At 46.8% G+C, this 15,402-nt stretch carries 15 protein-coding genes; 11 read left to right on the top strand and 4 right to left on the bottom strand.

Annotated elements, in window-relative coordinates; all coding sequences use genetic code 11:
* Positions 1–42: 42 nt before the first annotated feature.
* Positions 43–2,472, bottom strand: coding sequence for a nitrite reductase large subunit NirB (gene nirB / locus AC1VYS_RS20420; protein ID WP_482911205.1), 2,430 nt, complete (start codon positions 2,470–2,472; stop codon positions 43–45).
* Positions 2,473–2,746: 274 nt separating this feature from the next.
* Here nirB and AC1VYS_RS20415 point away from each other — a divergent pair, with 274 nt between their 5' ends.
* Positions 2,747–3,454 carry a metal-dependent hydrolase gene (locus tag AC1VYS_RS20415; protein WP_482911204.1) on the top strand — a complete coding sequence of 236 codons (708 nt, stop codon included), beginning with the start codon at positions 2,747–2,749 and terminating at the stop codon, positions 3,452–3,454.
* A gap of 115 nt (positions 3,455–3,569) precedes the next feature.
* Here the strand turns inward: AC1VYS_RS20415 and AC1VYS_RS20410 are convergent, their stop codons facing one another.
* The 3 genes from AC1VYS_RS20410 to AC1VYS_RS20400 all read right to left on the bottom strand — a co-directional run bounded on the left by AC1VYS_RS20410 (position 3,570) and on the right by AC1VYS_RS20400 (position 5,274).
* Positions 3,570–3,692 carry a hypothetical protein gene (locus AC1VYS_RS20410; RefSeq protein ID WP_445645804.1) on the bottom strand — a complete coding sequence of 41 codons (123 nt, stop codon included), beginning with the start codon at positions 3,690–3,692 and terminating at the stop codon, positions 3,570–3,572.
* A 21-nt stretch (positions 3,693–3,713) separates the two neighbouring features.
* Positions 3,714–4,034: a hypothetical protein gene (locus tag AC1VYS_RS20405; protein ID WP_482911203.1), complete on the bottom strand. Its 321-nt coding sequence runs from the start codon at positions 4,032–4,034 to the stop codon at positions 3,714–3,716.
* Between the two features lie 166 nt (positions 4,035–4,200).
* Positions 4,201–5,274, bottom strand: coding sequence for a M42 family metallopeptidase (locus AC1VYS_RS20400; protein ID WP_482911202.1), 1,074 nt, complete (start codon positions 5,272–5,274; stop codon positions 4,201–4,203).
* 643 nt (positions 5,275–5,917) lie between these two features.
* Here AC1VYS_RS20400 and spoVAC point away from each other — a divergent pair.
* From spoVAC to yhbY, 10 genes are all read left to right on the top strand, one after another.
* The gene (spoVAC, locus tag AC1VYS_RS20395; RefSeq protein WP_123062868.1) at positions 5,918–6,370 is read left to right on the top strand and encodes a stage V sporulation protein AC; all 453 of its coding nucleotides are present in this window, start codon (positions 5,918–5,920) and stop codon (positions 6,368–6,370) included.
* Entirely contained in the window at positions 6,367–7,383 is a 1,017-nt protein-coding gene (spoVAD, locus tag AC1VYS_RS20390; protein ID WP_482911201.1) for a stage V sporulation protein AD, read from the top strand. The genes spoVAC and spoVAD overlap by 4 nt, the downstream gene beginning before the upstream one ends.
* 5 nt (positions 7,384–7,388) lie before the next feature.
* A complete protein-coding gene (gene spoVAE / locus AC1VYS_RS20385; protein ID WP_090914950.1) occupies positions 7,389–7,739 on the top strand; it encodes a stage V sporulation protein AE in 351 nt (116 codons plus the stop codon).
* Positions 7,740–7,934: 195 nt separating this feature from the next.
* Entirely contained in the window at positions 7,935–8,891 is a 957-nt protein-coding gene (locus AC1VYS_RS20380; protein WP_434750040.1) for an AAA family ATPase, read from the top strand.
* A 3-nt stretch (positions 8,892–8,894) separates the two neighbouring features.
* A complete protein-coding gene (locus AC1VYS_RS20375) occupies positions 8,895–10,142 on the top strand; it encodes a DUF58 domain-containing protein (protein ID WP_482911200.1) in 1,248 nt (415 codons plus the stop codon).
* Entirely contained in the window at positions 10,139–12,352 is a 2,214-nt protein-coding gene (locus tag AC1VYS_RS20370) for a DUF4129 domain-containing transglutaminase family protein (protein WP_482911199.1), read from the top strand. Before AC1VYS_RS20375 ends, AC1VYS_RS20370 begins: the two co-directional genes overlap by 4 nt.
* A gap of 108 nt (positions 12,353–12,460) precedes the next feature.
* Positions 12,461–12,988 (top strand): YqeG family HAD IIIA-type phosphatase, encoded by a 528-nt coding sequence (locus AC1VYS_RS20365; RefSeq protein ID WP_482911198.1) that lies wholly within the window; start codon positions 12,461–12,463, stop codon positions 12,986–12,988.
* Positions 12,985–14,112 (top strand): ribosome biogenesis GTPase YqeH, encoded by a 1,128-nt coding sequence (yqeH, locus tag AC1VYS_RS20360; RefSeq protein WP_482911197.1) that lies wholly within the window; start codon positions 12,985–12,987, stop codon positions 14,110–14,112. The genes AC1VYS_RS20365 and yqeH overlap by 4 nt, the downstream gene beginning before the upstream one ends.
* Positions 14,113–14,159: 47 nt before the next feature.
* Complete coding sequence (aroE, locus tag AC1VYS_RS20355) at positions 14,160–15,038, top strand: shikimate dehydrogenase (RefSeq protein WP_482911196.1); 879 nt, start codon at positions 14,160–14,162, stop codon at positions 15,036–15,038.
* A gap of 70 nt (positions 15,039–15,108) precedes the next feature.
* A complete protein-coding gene (gene yhbY, locus AC1VYS_RS20350) occupies positions 15,109–15,402 on the top strand; it encodes a ribosome assembly RNA-binding protein YhbY (RefSeq protein ID WP_434750046.1) in 294 nt (97 codons plus the stop codon).

Raw genomic sequence — 15,402 nt, 5'->3', positions numbered from 1 at the left:
CCATTTATTTCTCTACTTGAATCCAACAACATATGATTTTGTTTATGGGCGAGCCGTAACTTCGATGCTATGGAACATTTTGCTTTGACCTTCTTCATCACGAATCGCTTTTTGCCATGGTTCTACCACTTGTGCAAGGGCAAACTCGATCCGTTCCATCAACGCTTTACGTTCCTCAACGTTATCCACAACAACCGAGCGGATGTGCTCTAGCCCCATGCGTTCTACCCATTCCGAAGTACGCTCCAGATAGTTACCTGTCTCGCGGTAATACTGCATGATAGCTCCGCACAATTCAATCAGTTCATCATCGGTTTTCACTTTGCACAGTGAGTCAGCGAGTCTTGCTTTGATCCCGCCGTTACCACCGATGAAGATTTCCCAGCCGCCATCATTACCGACGATTCCGATATCCTTCGTGCATGCTTCCGCACAGTTCCGAGGACAACCGTTTACAGCATATTTGAATTTGGCTGGCAGATCCAGTCGTTCGAATTTACGTTCGATTCTCTCACCCATGGCCATCGAATCCTGTGTGCCGAAGCGGCAGAATTGGGAGCCAACACATGTTTTAACCGTACGAAGCGATTTCGCGTAAGCGTAACCCGAAGGCATATCCAGCTCAGCCCATACTTTAGTCAAATCTTCTTTTTTGACACCGATGAGATCAAGACGCTGACCGCCTGTTACTTTAACCGCTTTGATATCGTATTTGACCGAAACGTCGGCGATCTTTTTCAGATCGGCTGGTGTCGTTACACCGCCATACATCCGAGGTACAACGGTGTAAGTTCCGTCTTTTTGAATGTTGGCATTCATACGTTCGTTAACAAAACGGGATTCTTTTTCATCCTCATGTGTGTCTGGATAGATCATGCCCAGATAGTAGTTGATGGCCGGACGGCATTTCGAGCAACCCTCAGGCTGGCTCCAGCCAAGTACGTTCATCACTTCTTTGCTTGTTTGCAAGCCTTTTTCCCGGATTTCAGCAACAATCTCATCCCGTCCGAGGGATGTGCAGCTGCAGATTCCCTGTTTGCCCCCGGCAGTGAAGCCATCTCCAAGCACATATTGCAAAATCTGTTCGACCACCGGTTTACATCCTCCGCAAGAGCGGGTTGCACCGGTGCAGGCTTTAATTTCATCAATTGTGGTAAGACCCTGATTGGTAATGACATCCACGATCGCACCTTTGGTTACGCCGTTACATCCACAGACGATTTCGTCTTCCGGCATTGTCTCAACAGAAGTTGTTTTTTTGTGACCGCCGCAGCCTGTACCCATAAGAGAACTATACAATTCATCTGTCATTTCCGTTTGGTTTTTGATCAGTTTCTGCAGTTCGGCAGAATCGGTAATGTCTCCGAAGAGAACGGCACCTACCATTTTGTTGTCGCGAAGCAGAATTTTTTTGTACGTTCGTTTCCAGTCGTCTTTTTGCGAAATCACGGTATGTTCCGGGCTGTCAATGAATTCACCAGTAGAGAAGACGTCTACACCCGAAATTTTTAATTTGGTGGATACAACCGAGCCTTCATACGGTGCTGTTTCGACCCCGCAAATATGTTTCGCAAGAATCATTCCTTGCTCAAACAGTGGCGCTACAAGTCCGTAACATACACCGCGATGTTCGTTACATTCCCCAACAGAGTAAACGTCTTTCAATGAAGTCTGCATGTAGTCATCCACGATGATGCCTCGGTTGACTTCGATACCACTTTCGCGGGCCACGGCTGTATTCGGTTTAATACCAACTGCCATGACTACAAAATCAACATTCAGCACAGAATCGTCGGCAAAACGAATGCCTTCAACCCGTTCACCACCCAGCAGTTCGGAAGTTTGGGCTCCCATTTTGAACTTGATTCCCTGACGTTCCAGTTCAGCTTTCAACATGGCCGAAGCCTGAGGGTCCAGCTGGCGTTCCATCAGATCATCCATCAGATGCACAACAGTAACGTCCATACCCAGTTGCACAAGTCCTTTGGCTGCTTCCAGACCTAGCAGTCCGCCCCCGATGACAGCTGCTTTTTTATATTCTTTTGCAGCTTCCAGCATGATATTGCAATCGGCGATATCACGGAAACCAACGACACCCTGCTTGTCATGTCCGGGTACAGGGAGGATGAAAGAACTTGACCCCGTTGCAATGATAATTTTGTCATACGGAGCACGGTGTCCATCTTCGGTTACTACTTCACGAGTCTCGGCATCAATGCGGGCAACCGTGGTTCCTGTGTGAAGCGTAATGCCGTAGTCCTCGTACCAGTGGAGATCATTAAGGACAATGTCATCCAGCGTTTTGCTACCTTCCAGTACGTAGGACAACATAATACGATTGTAGTTAGGATAAGGTTCTGTACCAAAAACCGTAATATCAAAGCGTGAAGTTAGTTTTAGAATTTGTTCCACCGTGCTGATTCCGGCCATACCATTACCGATCACGACTAATTTTTCTTTATTTCCGTTCATGTGTGTAGCCCTCCCTTGGATAAACCTGTACATTTACCAACATTTTTAATGGCTTATATTTGAATTATACATCGACTAACTCAATTGTAATGTGATTTATTTCACTAATTACGATAGATCATTCATATTAAAATAAGTGTGATGACCGTCACGAATGTAAAAATATTTTTCAGAAATAAGAAATACGAACTATTGTTCTTATATTACTTTTCGAGGTATGATCAGATTGGGGTCGGTTGCGTTCCCTATATTCTCGAAAGGACGTTTTTGCATCATGATGGGAAGATCCCACCTGATTATCAGTACAGGCGTTTCACTTTCAGTATTACAGCTGATGGGATTGCAGGTTACAGCTCCGGCAGTAACGGTAGCCCTGATTGGCTCATTGCTGCCTGATATTGATGAGCCTAATTCATTGCTGGTTTCTAAAGCCCTGCCGAGCAGTCTGATTCGGTTGCTGCAGACTATTCTTTTGCCTGCGGCTGTATTTGTGTATTTTTACGTACCCGCGAAACCGTGGAATTTGCTACTCGCCATATTGATTGGGCTTGTGTCGTTCCTGCCATCGCGCTCGCTGCGTAAAGTATTGATGTTTGCCATTGGACTGGGCTTGGTCTTTTATGGTCATGCTTTTGCTCCGTGGAATCTGATTGCAGGCAGCCTGCTTATGCTGTGCACGACACTTACACACAGGGGCTTAACCCATACCTTGTATGGAACAGCTGTTTGGACGGGGTTACTGTACAGTACAACGCAGCAGCAAGGCCCAGAAATTTGGGTAGCTGGAGGCTCCGCTTATGCTCTACATTTGATTGCTGATTCGTTGACCAATCGGGGGATACGGCCTTTGCCGCCGTTAAAGCTGCGCATCCGGGCAAACCTGATGAGTACGGGAACCAAGCATGGGGCAGTTGTAGAAAATGTCTGCGTAATTCTAACACTGATTTTGGCATGGTTTGCATTCTCGCCTTTATTTCTGTAGTGTAGGTAAATTTCCCGGGTTACGAATAAACGCCAGTCCAAGCCTTGGAACTGGCGTTTTTCATGATCTGATTGCTGTGGTATGTTTCTGATTTTATCATTACAAAGGTAAAGCCTTAGCCTTGTGATGGTGAATCTGTCAACGCGTCAATATCAGACGAGCCAAATACAAACAAAACGACCAAGATGACTACAATTAACAGCTCGGCAAATCCATTTCCGTCAAAGTCAGACATCATTCGAACCTCATTTCTTTGGCGTTAGGAGTTCATTCTTTGCTGGAAAGCACGTATGACGTCGTTAAGTGTCATATCGCCACCAATCTCATCCAGAAATTGCACCAGTTTGTCTTGATTGGACGGTGTAACTTTTTGCAGTGTTTTATATTGACCAACCAGTTCTACAACAAGAGTAGCTTCGCGAAACAAAGTCACCGCATCCACTCTTAATTTTCCGCTAACTAGAAGTGCTGCCACGATTAGCTCAAGATTTCTTCCTTTTATATTGCCACCCAAAAGGGAGTTTGCAGCATTTTGTTTTTTGGAACCTTTATTTGATTTTCCAGTCCTCCTCATTGCCATATAAAGGTCCCCCGCTGGTTGATGTGTTTAATATCTTATGTACTCCACTCCCGACATGTTCGAACAATTAATCTGTTTATATGTAATAGAAAAAGAGATACCCCGAAGAAAGATTCGATAAGGTATCTCTGTGTTTAAGCTCACAAAATTTTGTTCTATTCCTGGATCAAGCGTTATTGATAATGGTTTCCATCGTTGTGCGATCGAGACCCTTCACCAGTTTTACGATCAGCTCTTTGGCTGCATCATAATCATCCGTATGAATAATGGAAGAAGAGGTGTGAATATATCGGCCACAGATGCCAATGACGGTGGAAGGTACACCAATACCGCTCAAGTGAACCTGACCGGCATCAGTACCGCCTGGCGAGATGAAATATTGCATTTTAATCTGATTGGAGGAAGCTGTGTCCTGAACATATTCAACGATACCACGATGAGTGAACATGCCAGGGTCAAGTATGCGGAGTAATGCACCCTGACCGATATGACCAAAGGATTGCTTGTCACCTGTCATGTCGTTGGCTGCACTACAGTCCAGTGCAAAGAAAATGTCAGGTTGAATGAGATTCGCAGCTGTACGTGCACCGCGCAGACCCAATTCCTCTTGAACCGTTGCACCTGAATAAAGTATATTAGGCAACTTTACCTTATGGAGTTCTTCCATCAGTTCAAGGGCTAGTCCAACACCGTAACGGTTATCCCAAGCTTTTGCCATGATTTTCTTAGGATTGGCCATCGGTGTGAATTCACAGAGCGGTACGATTTGCATCCCCGGTTGAATACCCCACGATTCTGCCTCTGCCCGGTCATCTGCACCAATATCTAGATACATCGAATTCAGATCTACCGGTTTGTTGCGTTGGGATTCATCCAGCAGGTGAGTAGGTGTAGACCCGACAACGCCTGTAATCCGGCGCTCAGGTGTAATGATCTGAAGACGCTGTGATAGTACAGCCTGACTCCACCATCCACCCAGTGGACGAAATTTAACCATACCTGCTTCTGTAATACCTGAGGTCATAAAACCTACTTCATCAAAATGTCCGGCAACCATAACTTTAGGCCCAGATTCTTCTCCGCGCAGTACACCAAAAAGACTCCCCAGACGATCCTGTACAAATTCATCGGTATAGGCGGACATTTGCTCTTTCATCCAGCCGCGCAGCTCGCGTTCAAAACCGGAGGCGGAAGGGAATTCCGTTAACGTGCGGAACATGTCCAACGTTTTTTCGTTCATGTGTCAACAACTCCTCTGTTGATATGTAGATCAGCTCATAGTAGAACGGCTACTAGGCTGATGTCCTTTTTTCGTGCAAAGGACTTATTAACCACTGGTCACATTATAGTATGAACCTTGTACAAGTGATTGTCCATGTTTATGTTACGTTTTTAAGGCATGTTTTTTGTGGTTTTATTCAGGATTTTCCGTCTTTTCATCCGCTTTTGTCTCAGTCCTGTAACGGTCTGCTCGAATAAGATTATAAATGGGAGCCATATTCTTACGTAATCAGGCTGTCCGGTTAATGACGTTCAAGCTTAGGAAGGAGCCGAGATACAAGATGATGCCTCCTGAAGAAGGTAATGAGAAGGTGTTGTTCATTGTACTTTTTATTTTGCTCGTCATCATTCTTCTTTATTTATAGACTAAACAGGTTTTGAACCAATGAAGCGGCGCGATCTATATAACTTCCCCATCTCTTTCTCTTTGGAAACATATGCTGTCTCTCGCCGGATACATAACCTTCCCGATAATAACAAACAATGAATAGAAGTGCTCCACAATCGCCATTCAGCTATAACTGCAAACCATTCACATAAAGGAGGTCCTGTGCTTGCCAGAACAATCTGCAACTGGAAAGAAGAAAACTTCATCGCTGTCGATGGATGAGAAGGAATATAAAAAAGTCGCCAAAAAACATGAACCTTCACGTCCAATTTTCAAAAATTGTATCAAAGCTTTTCTGGTGGGGGGAACTGTCTGTTTGATTGGACAAGCGATCCAGGAAGCGTTTATGGCTGGGTTGGACATGACATCTAAGGAGGCTGCAAGTCCTACTGTCGCGGTCATGATCCTGATCTCCGTGATTCTGACCTGTCTTGGTGTGTACGACAAAATTGCGCAGTGGGCGGGAGCGGGTACAGGTGTCCCAGTCACAGGATTTGCGAATTCCATGTGCTCGGCTGCCTTGGAGCATCGTGCCGAAGGACTGGTGCTCGGTGTTGGAGCAAACATGTTCAAGCTTGCCGGCTCCGTCATTGTGTTTGGAGTCGTTGCAGCGTTTATTATAGGGATCGTGTATGCCTTTCTGGGATTCGGAGGTGGGCATCTATGAAACGGCTGGGCCGCCAGACATGGGAGTATGATCATCAGCCGCGAATTATAGGGAGAGCTACCGTTGTAGGGCCAGATGAAGGCAAAGGGCCGTTATCCTCTGATTTTGACTACATTTATGACAATCTTGAGATTGGTGAGAAAACGTGGGAAAAAGCGGAGAGGAAACTGCTTGAACAAGCATCCCAGCTAGCATTAGTGAATGCCAATCTCACCAAAGAAGAGCTGCATTATTTTGTTGGTGGCGATTTGATGAACCAGATTATCAGCAGTTCATTTTCGGCAAGGCAATTGGGTGCACCCTATCTGGGTGTATTTGGAGCCTGCTCCACCTCCATGGAAACGTTAGCGCTGGCTTCCATGATTGTGGATTCCGGTGCCGGCGACTACGTACTTGCCGGAACGGTAAGTCATAACTGCACGGTGGAGAAGCAGTTTCGTTATCCAACGGAGTATGGCTCGCAGAAGCCGCCTTATGCGCAGTATACCGTTACAGGCTCAGGGTGTGGTGTTGTTTCTCGCACGGGTGAAGGGCCGATTATTGCCAAAGCGACCATTGGACGGATCATGGATCTCGGTATCAAAGATCCCTTTAATATGGGAGCAGCTATGGCTCCCGCTGCGGCAGATACGATTATTTCTCATTTCAGAGATACCGGACTGGAACCTGGGTATTATGATTTGATTGTTACAGGAGATCTGGCATCTGTTGGCTTGCCGATTACCAAGGAGCTTTTGCATAAGGAAGGTATTCCAATGGAGCAGACGGTTTTCAACGATTGTGGACTGATGATCTATGATCGTGAGAAACAGACTCAAGTCGTTGCGGGAGGAAGCGGCTGCGGTTGTTCCGCTACCGTAACTTATGGACATATTTTGAACCGGATGCAAAAGGGTGATCTGAAACGAGTACTTGTGGTTGCAACCGGGGCACTTCTGTCTCCGCTCTCATACCAACAGGGTGAAAGCATTCCATGTATTGCACATGCTGTCGCAATTGAACAGGAGGGTTAAAAGATATGCAATTTCTCTGGGCTTTTATCGTTGGAGGTCTGATCTGTGTGATCGGACAGCTGTTGATGGATGGTGCGAAGCTGACACCTGCACATACGATGAGTACGTTAGTGGTGGCTGGTGCTGTAGCGGACGCATTTGGACTGTATGACCCTCTGGTGAAGTTTGCAGGTGCAGGTGCCTCGGTGCCCATCACGAGCTTTGGCAATTCATTGGTGCATGGAGCGTTGACTGAGCTGGAAAAAGAGGGCTGGATCGGCGTAATTACTGGTATCTTTGATCTCACGGCAGCTGGGATATCGTCGGCGATTATCTTTTCATTTCTCGCAGCACTGGTTGTTCGGCCCAAAGGTTAAAAATTAAATGAATCCAATGATAAGATGAGGCTTCGGATGAACATTATCCATAGCCTTTTTTTTGTCGTATTCATGCGTTAAATGCGGTGAATCAGACGACTGGAAACAAATTGTGAGTTCCTTCGAGTGTACTCGTGACACTAGATCATGTACAATAAAAGGAAATCTGTATGCTTTTTTAGGAGGTTAGACCACATGCCTGTGCGCAAAGAGTCGATCCAAATCATATCTGCAGTTCGTTCGAATCTGGAATCCTGCATTATGGGGAAATCCTTTGAAATTCAACTTCTACTCACAGCTTTGCTTGCAGGCGGACACGTTCTGATTGAAGACGTACCGGGAACGGGCAAAACACAGTTAATCAAAGCACTATCGAAATCCATGCGCGGGGAATACCGGCGTATTCAATGTAATCCTGATATTCTACCAAGTGATATTACGGGTGTTTCTGTTTTTCATCCTAAAGACGAGCGTTTTTATTTCCGACCAGGCCCGGTCATGACCAATATTTTGCTCGCGGACGAGATTAACCGTGCGACAACCAAAACACAATCAGCTTTGCTGGAAGTCATGGAAGAGCGCAGTGTAACCGTAGACGGTGACACTTACGATTTGCCACACCCTTTCATGTTATGCGCGACGCAAAATCCAATTGACTTTGAGGGAACATATACGCTGCCTGAAGCACAGCTCGATCGTTTTATGTTAAAGATCAGTTTGGGTTATCCTGACAAAGATATTGAAAAAACATTACTGAAGCAGCATCAATCGGGTCAGCCGGTTGATCGGCTTGAATCTGTCACTCATATGGATCAAATCTCGGCTATTCAGCAGGAGATCAAAGAGGTGTTCATCGGAGATCCTGTTATGGATTATCTTCTGGATGTTGTTCGCCACACCCGTACGCACCCGTCTGTATTACTGGGTGCTAGTCCAAGGGCGGCAATCTCTTTCATGATGGCGGTGAAAGCTTTTGCCTTCTTGCAGGAGCGAGACTACGTGCTGCCGGATGATGTGAAAACGATGGCTCCATATGTGATTTCTCATCGTATCGTTCTTCGTCCTGAATCCAGACTGGATAGCATGAGCTCAGAGGCCGTTCTGAATTCCGTATTACAACAGGTTCGTGTGCCTGTGTCGATGGGACAATAGTTCATGAGACCGCTTTTGACTACAGTCAATCGAGGCCTGCGCCACCCTCGCGTTTGGGGCATCGTAGTGGTGTGGATGTGCTGTCTGGCGTACGTTTTGTTTCAGGGAGGAAAGACCTCGCTTATGCTACTGTCCATGGTAACGCTACTCTGCCTGTATCTTGCGATTGCTGGATTCAGCGGCGTGAAAAGGGCTCAGGGCATACGTAGGCTCTCTTCCGGACAGGATCATGAAGAACTGCTTCACGCCGGTGATCAGGTTCAGGTGAAGCTGAGCTTGACCATTCCGGGTTTTCTCCCGCTTCCATATGTTGTTGTTCGTGAGATACTGCATCGGCACAATGGAGAAACATGGTCGTTTAAAGAAAGTCTGATTCCAAGTATGCGGGGTGCTGGTGAACTGTCGTTCCAAACACCTCCGCTTGAGCGGGGAAAGTATGTTTTTTCGGAAACAGAGTGTGCCAGCGAGGATATTTTCGGGCTGATTGAACATCGCGGAACATTTAAGGCACGCGGAGAGTTTCGTGTATTGCCTCGCACCGTGTTTATACCTTACTGGCAGTTGTATGATCGCAAGTCACGCTTGTCAGGGCCACAGACGGCCTTAACCCGTTCACGCAGGGAAACAACCCAGATTAACGGAGTGCGTGACTACGTGTATGGGGATCGCCTGTCTCGTATTCACTGGAATGCAACAGCCAAGACAGGCAATTGGAAATCTAAAGAGTTCGAACATGAGTCTGTGCCCAAAACAATCCTGGTCCTAGATGCACTGGCCGGAAGCTATCCGCACGGAGAAGCATTTGAACTGGCTGTTTCCACCACAGCGTCTTTGCTGGATTATGGTACAAGGGAACGAATGGGGATGGGGCTGTTGACTTTGTCTAACAAGTCTTCCTTCATGCCACCAAGTGAAAGTTTGATCGAGCGGCAGAAGATGATGCATCATCTCGTAGATATTCAGGACAATGGACAGGACGCTTCCCTACTTCCTGGAGTGGAGAAAATAGCCCGTCAGTTCCCGCAGGGAGCTTATTTTGTTGTCATCTCTCCACAGAAAGATGAAAAAATAATTGAATTGCTTCGCTGGGCGGATACACGTGGAATGACTCCATGTCACATCCTGATTGATTCGGCAGAATCCCGCCGAAGCGCTGAATGGAATGCCATGCTGCGCGGCAGGGGAACAAGATCATTTACCGTTGCCCACCTGCAGGAACTTCCAACGATTATGGGAGGAGGTTCGGTATGAACACCAAAGGACAAGAAAGCTTCGGGTTAAAACGATCCTGGTATCACGCGGCATCCTTGCTCTGGATATTTCTCATCGCTCTGCAGTGGATTTCATTTACTCAGGAATCCTGGTATACCGAGACGACTTCGCTGGTGCTCTGGACGCTGGCAGCGGTAAGTATTTTGGAAGTCATTCTCCCCTTCAAAGTAGTGTATCGAACGATAATCAAGGCCGTTGCGGTCTTATATATTTTGCATAAAACGTTGATTGATTACACGGTGTACATTCCTTACGGCTCGTTAACAGAGCGTATGGAGCAATTTATTGTGCATATGCCTCCATATATCTGGTTTTCCTTGTGTACATGGGTAATGTTGGAGGCGGCCCTTCGTCTTGTAAACTCTACCCGCCGCATTCTTGTTTTCTTGGGAGTTAATGTGATTTCAATGGGGATCTTGGATTCCTTCACACAGATTCCGCTGTGGGGTGAGATTGCCTGGGTGATGTTTGCTGGCATGGGCTGGCTCGTATGTCAGCACTTCCGTAACTATCAGCTGCAATACCCGCAAGGTTGGAAACGAATGATTCGGTATCCTTATAAAATACTGGCGAATATAGCTATCATTTTTTCATTAATCATTGTTGCCAGTGTGAACATGCCGGAAATTCCGCCAACCTTGACGGACCCGTACACGGCTTGGCGAAATTACACCGGAACATCCACGAGCCAATCGGGCAATGGGGTACTGGATATTCCAGCAGCTACAGAGTCGGGATACAGTCGGGAAGATAACCAGCTTGGCGGAGGCTTTAACTTTGATTACACGCCTGTAATGTCGATTACGACGAGTGATCGAAGCTACTGGCGCGGTGAGACACGTTCTGAATATACGGGCACGGGCTGGGATGAACCTGGACGTGCAGCTATGGAGAATGTGTCAGCCAATCAAGGCCTGGAAAATGAACAGGCTGGAAAAGTAAATACAAAACAGGTCACGCAGAAAGTGACAATGCTGAATGACACGGTATATCCGATTTTGTTTGGAGCGTATTCCATATCTCAAGTGAGCTCGGTCAACGGGGATGAGAGAGCTAGTCGTATGCTTTGGAATACGGAGCGTGCCGAACTTCACGTAGTAACATCGCGTCAACAGCCGCAGTATCCCAAAAACTATACGGTTGTATCCGAAGTGCCGATTATCGTGGAAGATGAGCTTCGTACCAAAACAGCAGATACTCTGTATTCAAGCAATCCGGCAGACGACAAGTATTTACAATTGCCTTCCCGATTCCCTGAAAGAGTAAAGGATCTCGCGGCCGAGGTTACAGCGTCTGCAAAAACACCGTATGAAAAAGTAGCATTACTGCAAAACTATTTACAACAAAATTTCAATTACACTAACAATCCGGATCTATCCCGAAAAGTAAGCAAGGATTTTGTAGAAGGGTTCTTGTTTGATATTCGTGAAGGGTATTGCGATTACTTTTCCACTGCGCTTGTGATGATGGCTCGGTCGGAAGGTATTCCAGCCAGATGGGTGAAGGGTTATGCACCTGGGCAGATGTCCCTTAACTCGGACTTACAGGCTCCTCGCCAGCCTGGTGCAACGATTGAAACAACGTACACGGTAACGAATGCAGATGCTCACTCTTGGGCAGAAGTGTACTTTGGCGAATATGGCTGGATTCCAGTTGAGGCAACCCCGGGCTTTGATATGCCTCTATTGACCGAAACACCTGAGGTTCAGCCTGCTGACCAGCCGGAAGAGCAGCCAGAGGAAGAACCTGTTCAAGAGGAAGAACAAACGCCTGCTCCCGAGCAGACGACTGCTGCCATTCCAACCTTTGTCATCTGGATTGCAGGTGCTGTTATCGCATTATGGGTAGCCTACATGTTCTGGCGTAACCGTCTTTCACTGCGCTTCTTACTGCTTCGCCTGCGTGCAGGCAGACCGCTGACACCTGAACAGAAGGTTCTGGCTGAGACGGGGCGCTGGATTCGTTATGCGAGAAAACGAGGTTTGACTCGTAGTGGGGACGAAACGCTTCGTGAGTCCGTAACTCGCTGGAGTCAGCTTAGACCATCCGCTCGAGCGACACTGGAAGAGTTACTGATGAAGTTCGAACAGACCCGTTACAGTCCGGCAACGGTAACCGCTGATGACTGGAAGGTTGTTTATCAGACGGCCTTGAAGCTGCGGAGGGAACTGAAAGCGGAACGGGCATAGATGTCGCCCGTCCCGTTTTTCCTTTTTTTATAATGATAAAAGGTGTTTGCATTTTCAGGAAAGACGGATTTGTGATATAGTGTGTCGTATGAAACTGAGGTGACTTCTTTGTTTAAAATGTTACTACCCAAGCTGCGTGTAGACACAGTTTTTGATATTAATCTGGAAGAGCTGTACGCTCAAGGGTATCGTGGAATCATAACGGACTTGGATAATACGCTTGTTGGAGCTAAAGCACCTGATGCCACACCCGAATTGATTGAATGGTTCGCGCGTGTAAAACAGGTAGGATTCCAGCTGATGATTGTGTCCAATAACAATCTGAATCGGGTGTCCCTGTTTGCGACTCCGCTAGATATCCAGTTTGTGCATAGTGCACGCAAACCATCGAATGTACCGTTTCGTAAAGCAATGAACATGATGGAGCTTGCTCCCGAGAAAACGATTGTTGTAGGGGATCAAATGCTCACCGATGTTTATGGAGGAAACAGACTTGGACTTTATACGGTCCTGGTGCTGCCGATTTCCATCGGAGATGAAGGCTTTATGACCCGCTTTAATCGGAGAGTAGAACGGATTGCCCTGTCGAATTTGCGTAAGAAAGGCTTATGGCTTGAGGAGGAAAAGAAGAAATGACAGAACCGCATAACGGCAATATTGCCGTAAGATGCAGTGGATGCGGCGTGAATCTGCAAACGGAAAATCCGGATCTGCCTGGATTTATTCCTGAGAAAGCACTTGATCGTGAACCGGTCATCTGCCAGCGCTGTTTCCGTATCAAAAATTATAATGAGTCATCATCTGTTACAGTAGATCAGGACGAGTTCCTTGCTCTGCTCAGCAAAATCGGGGATAAGGATGCACTCGTCATTCATATCGTTGATTTGTTTGATTTTGATGGCAGTATTATTTCTGGCTTGCAGCGCTTTGTCGGAAACAATCCGGTACTGCTTGCCGTGAACAAAACGGACTTGCTCCCCAAAGTAACCAACTGGAACAAGGTTCGGAACTGGGTGCAGAAGCAAGCCAAAGAACAGGGACTGCGAACGGTAGACGTTGTACTCTGTAGTGCGAAGCAAAATCAAGGATTCGACCGCCTGCTTGAGCTTGTGGGTACGCACCGTGGAGATCGGGATGTTTATGTTGTTGGCGGAACCAATGTAGGTAAATCAACATTGATTAACCGTTTGATTCGAGATTACAGCGATCTGGAGCAGGAACTGACAACATCACGTTATCCGGGAACAACACTGGATATGGTGAACATTCCGCTGGATGATGGAAAATATATTATCGATACGCCGGGAATTGTGTATCCATGGCGGTTCAGTGAGATTGTATCACGTAAAGATCTGGCTGCGATCATGCCGGAGAAACCGCTTAAACCTGCGGTATATCAATTGAATTCCGGCCAGACTCTGTTCTTCGGTGGTATGGCTCGGTTTGATTTTATCGAAGGTGATCGTCAATCGTTCACTTGTTTTATCAGTACTGCCCTGGACATTCATCGGACAAAACTGGAACGGGCAGATGATCTATACCGTGATCACCTGGGTGAATTGCTGTCTCCGCCAACGCGTGAGCACGCGGCCGAGATGCCGGAATGGACGAGACATGAATTCCGGATCAAACGTGGCAGTCAGTCGGACGTATTCATCTCTGGTCTGGGCTGGATCAAGGTTAACGGAGATAACGGTGCTCTGGTGGCTGTCCATGTTCCAAAAGGGATTCGGGTGCAGATTCGTCCTTCCCTGATCTAGTTTACAAGCATTCCATTCGAACAACGGATCAGATCGGAGGCGAATCGATGTCAGCAGAAAACAAGTTCAATTCTTCACTTCCTGTATTACTTGGGGTAATGGGTGACCCGATTGCTCATTCCAAATCCCCGGCTATGCATAATGCAGCTTTGCAGGCAGCAGGTGTGAACGGCATGTACATGTCGCTTCATGTGCGCCCTGATCAGCTCGAAGCTGCTGTTCGTGGCATTGTGGCATTAGGCTATCGTGGAGTGAATGTCACGATTCCGCATAAAGAACAAGTGATGCAATATCTAGATGTAATCGATGAAAGTGCTCGTTTGATCGGGGCGGTGAATACCATCGTGAACGAAAATGGCACGCTTACAGGTTACAATACGGATGGGATTGGATATGTGCGTTCTCTGAAGGAGGAAGCTGTTCCTCAGATCAAAGGAAAACGAATTGCTGTTCTTGGAGCAGGTGGCGCCGCAAGAGGTGTCATCTATGCCCTTGCACTCGAAAAACCCGAGCAAATCAACATCCTGAATCGTACAGCCGATCGAGCAATCACCCTTGCTGCGGATCTGCGTAGTTATGATTTAGGGGATATCTCCGGCAATGGCATGGAGGAGGCTCAATCTGCACTTGCCACAGCAGATATCGTTATTAATACGACTGCAGCTGGCATGCACCCACACATGGATGATGTGCCTATCGATCCTGCATGGATTCGTGAAGGGGCAGCCGTCAGTGATCTGATCTATAATCCGCTGGAGACCCGTCTGCTGCGTGAGTCACGTTTACGCGGATGTACCGTGCATGGCGGACTAGGCATGTTTGTTTATCAAGGAGCTGTCGCATTCGAACACTGGCTTGGCATTCCGGCTCCAGTAGGTACCATGAGGCAAGCGGTACTGGAGAGTTTTAAAAATAATAATAATTGAACGGTCAGATCCCTGAATCAGCTTCGCGCTGGACATGGGGTCTGCTCAATATAAGGAGTATGGAGTATTCATGTTAACTGGTAAACAAAAGCGTTTCTTGCGTTCAGAGGCTCATCATCTGACCCCTGTTTTTCAAATTGGCAAAGGTGGCACGAATGAACATTTGTTCCGTCACATCGAAGAGGCGATTGAGAAACGTGAACTGATGAAAGTACAAGTGCTGAACAACAATCTGGATGATAAAAATGAGATTGCAGCAGAGATTGCCCGTGAAACAGGCAGCGAACTTGTACAAGTGATTGGTAGTACAATTATCCTGTACAAAGAATCACGGGATAATAAACAAATCGAACTTCCAAGATAA

Source organism: Paenibacillus sp. G34 (genome assembly GCF_056856875.1).
The sequence above is the reverse complement of the archived record's forward strand: the minus strand, read 5'-3'. Positions and strand labels throughout refer to the sequence as shown.

Excerpts from the sequence above, each read along its gene's own strand:
- AC1VYS_RS20380 (WP_434750040.1), top strand. The coding sequence starts at position 7,935 with ATGCCTGTGCGCAAAGAGTCGATCCAAATCATATCTGCAGTTCGTTCG.
- yhbY (WP_434750046.1), top strand. The coding sequence starts at position 15,109 with ATGTTAACTGGTAAACAAAAGCGTTTCTTGCGTTCAGAGGCTCATCAT.
- AC1VYS_RS20370 (WP_482911199.1), top strand. The coding sequence starts at position 10,139 with ATGAACACCAAAGGACAAGAAAGCTTCGGGTTAAAACGATCCTGGTAT.
- nirB (WP_482911205.1), bottom strand. The coding sequence starts at position 2,472 with ATGAACGGAAATAAAGAAAAATTAGTCGTGATCGGTAATGGTATGGCC.
- spoVAC (WP_123062868.1), top strand. The coding sequence starts at position 5,918 with ATGGATGAGAAGGAATATAAAAAAGTCGCCAAAAAACATGAACCTTCA.
- AC1VYS_RS20375 (WP_482911200.1), top strand. The coding sequence starts at position 8,895 with ATGAGACCGCTTTTGACTACAGTCAATCGAGGCCTGCGCCACCCTCGC.
- AC1VYS_RS20415 (WP_482911204.1), top strand. The coding sequence starts at position 2,747 with ATGATGGGAAGATCCCACCTGATTATCAGTACAGGCGTTTCACTTTCA.
- spoVAE (WP_090914950.1), top strand. The coding sequence starts at position 7,389 with ATGCAATTTCTCTGGGCTTTTATCGTTGGAGGTCTGATCTGTGTGATC.
- AC1VYS_RS20410 (WP_445645804.1), bottom strand. The coding sequence starts at position 3,692 with ATGATGTCTGACTTTGACGGAAATGGATTTGCCGAGCTGTTAATTGTA.
- yqeH (WP_482911197.1), top strand. The coding sequence starts at position 12,985 with ATGACAGAACCGCATAACGGCAATATTGCCGTAAGATGCAGTGGATGC.
- aroE (WP_482911196.1), top strand. The coding sequence starts at position 14,160 with ATGTCAGCAGAAAACAAGTTCAATTCTTCACTTCCTGTATTACTTGGG.
- spoVAD (WP_482911201.1), top strand. The coding sequence starts at position 6,367 with ATGAAACGGCTGGGCCGCCAGACATGGGAGTATGATCATCAGCCGCGA.
- AC1VYS_RS20400 (WP_482911202.1), bottom strand. The coding sequence starts at position 5,274 with ATGAACGAAAAAACGTTGGACATGTTCCGCACGTTAACGGAATTCCCT.
- AC1VYS_RS20405 (WP_482911203.1), bottom strand. The coding sequence starts at position 4,034 with ATGGCAATGAGGAGGACTGGAAAATCAAATAAAGGTTCCAAAAAACAA.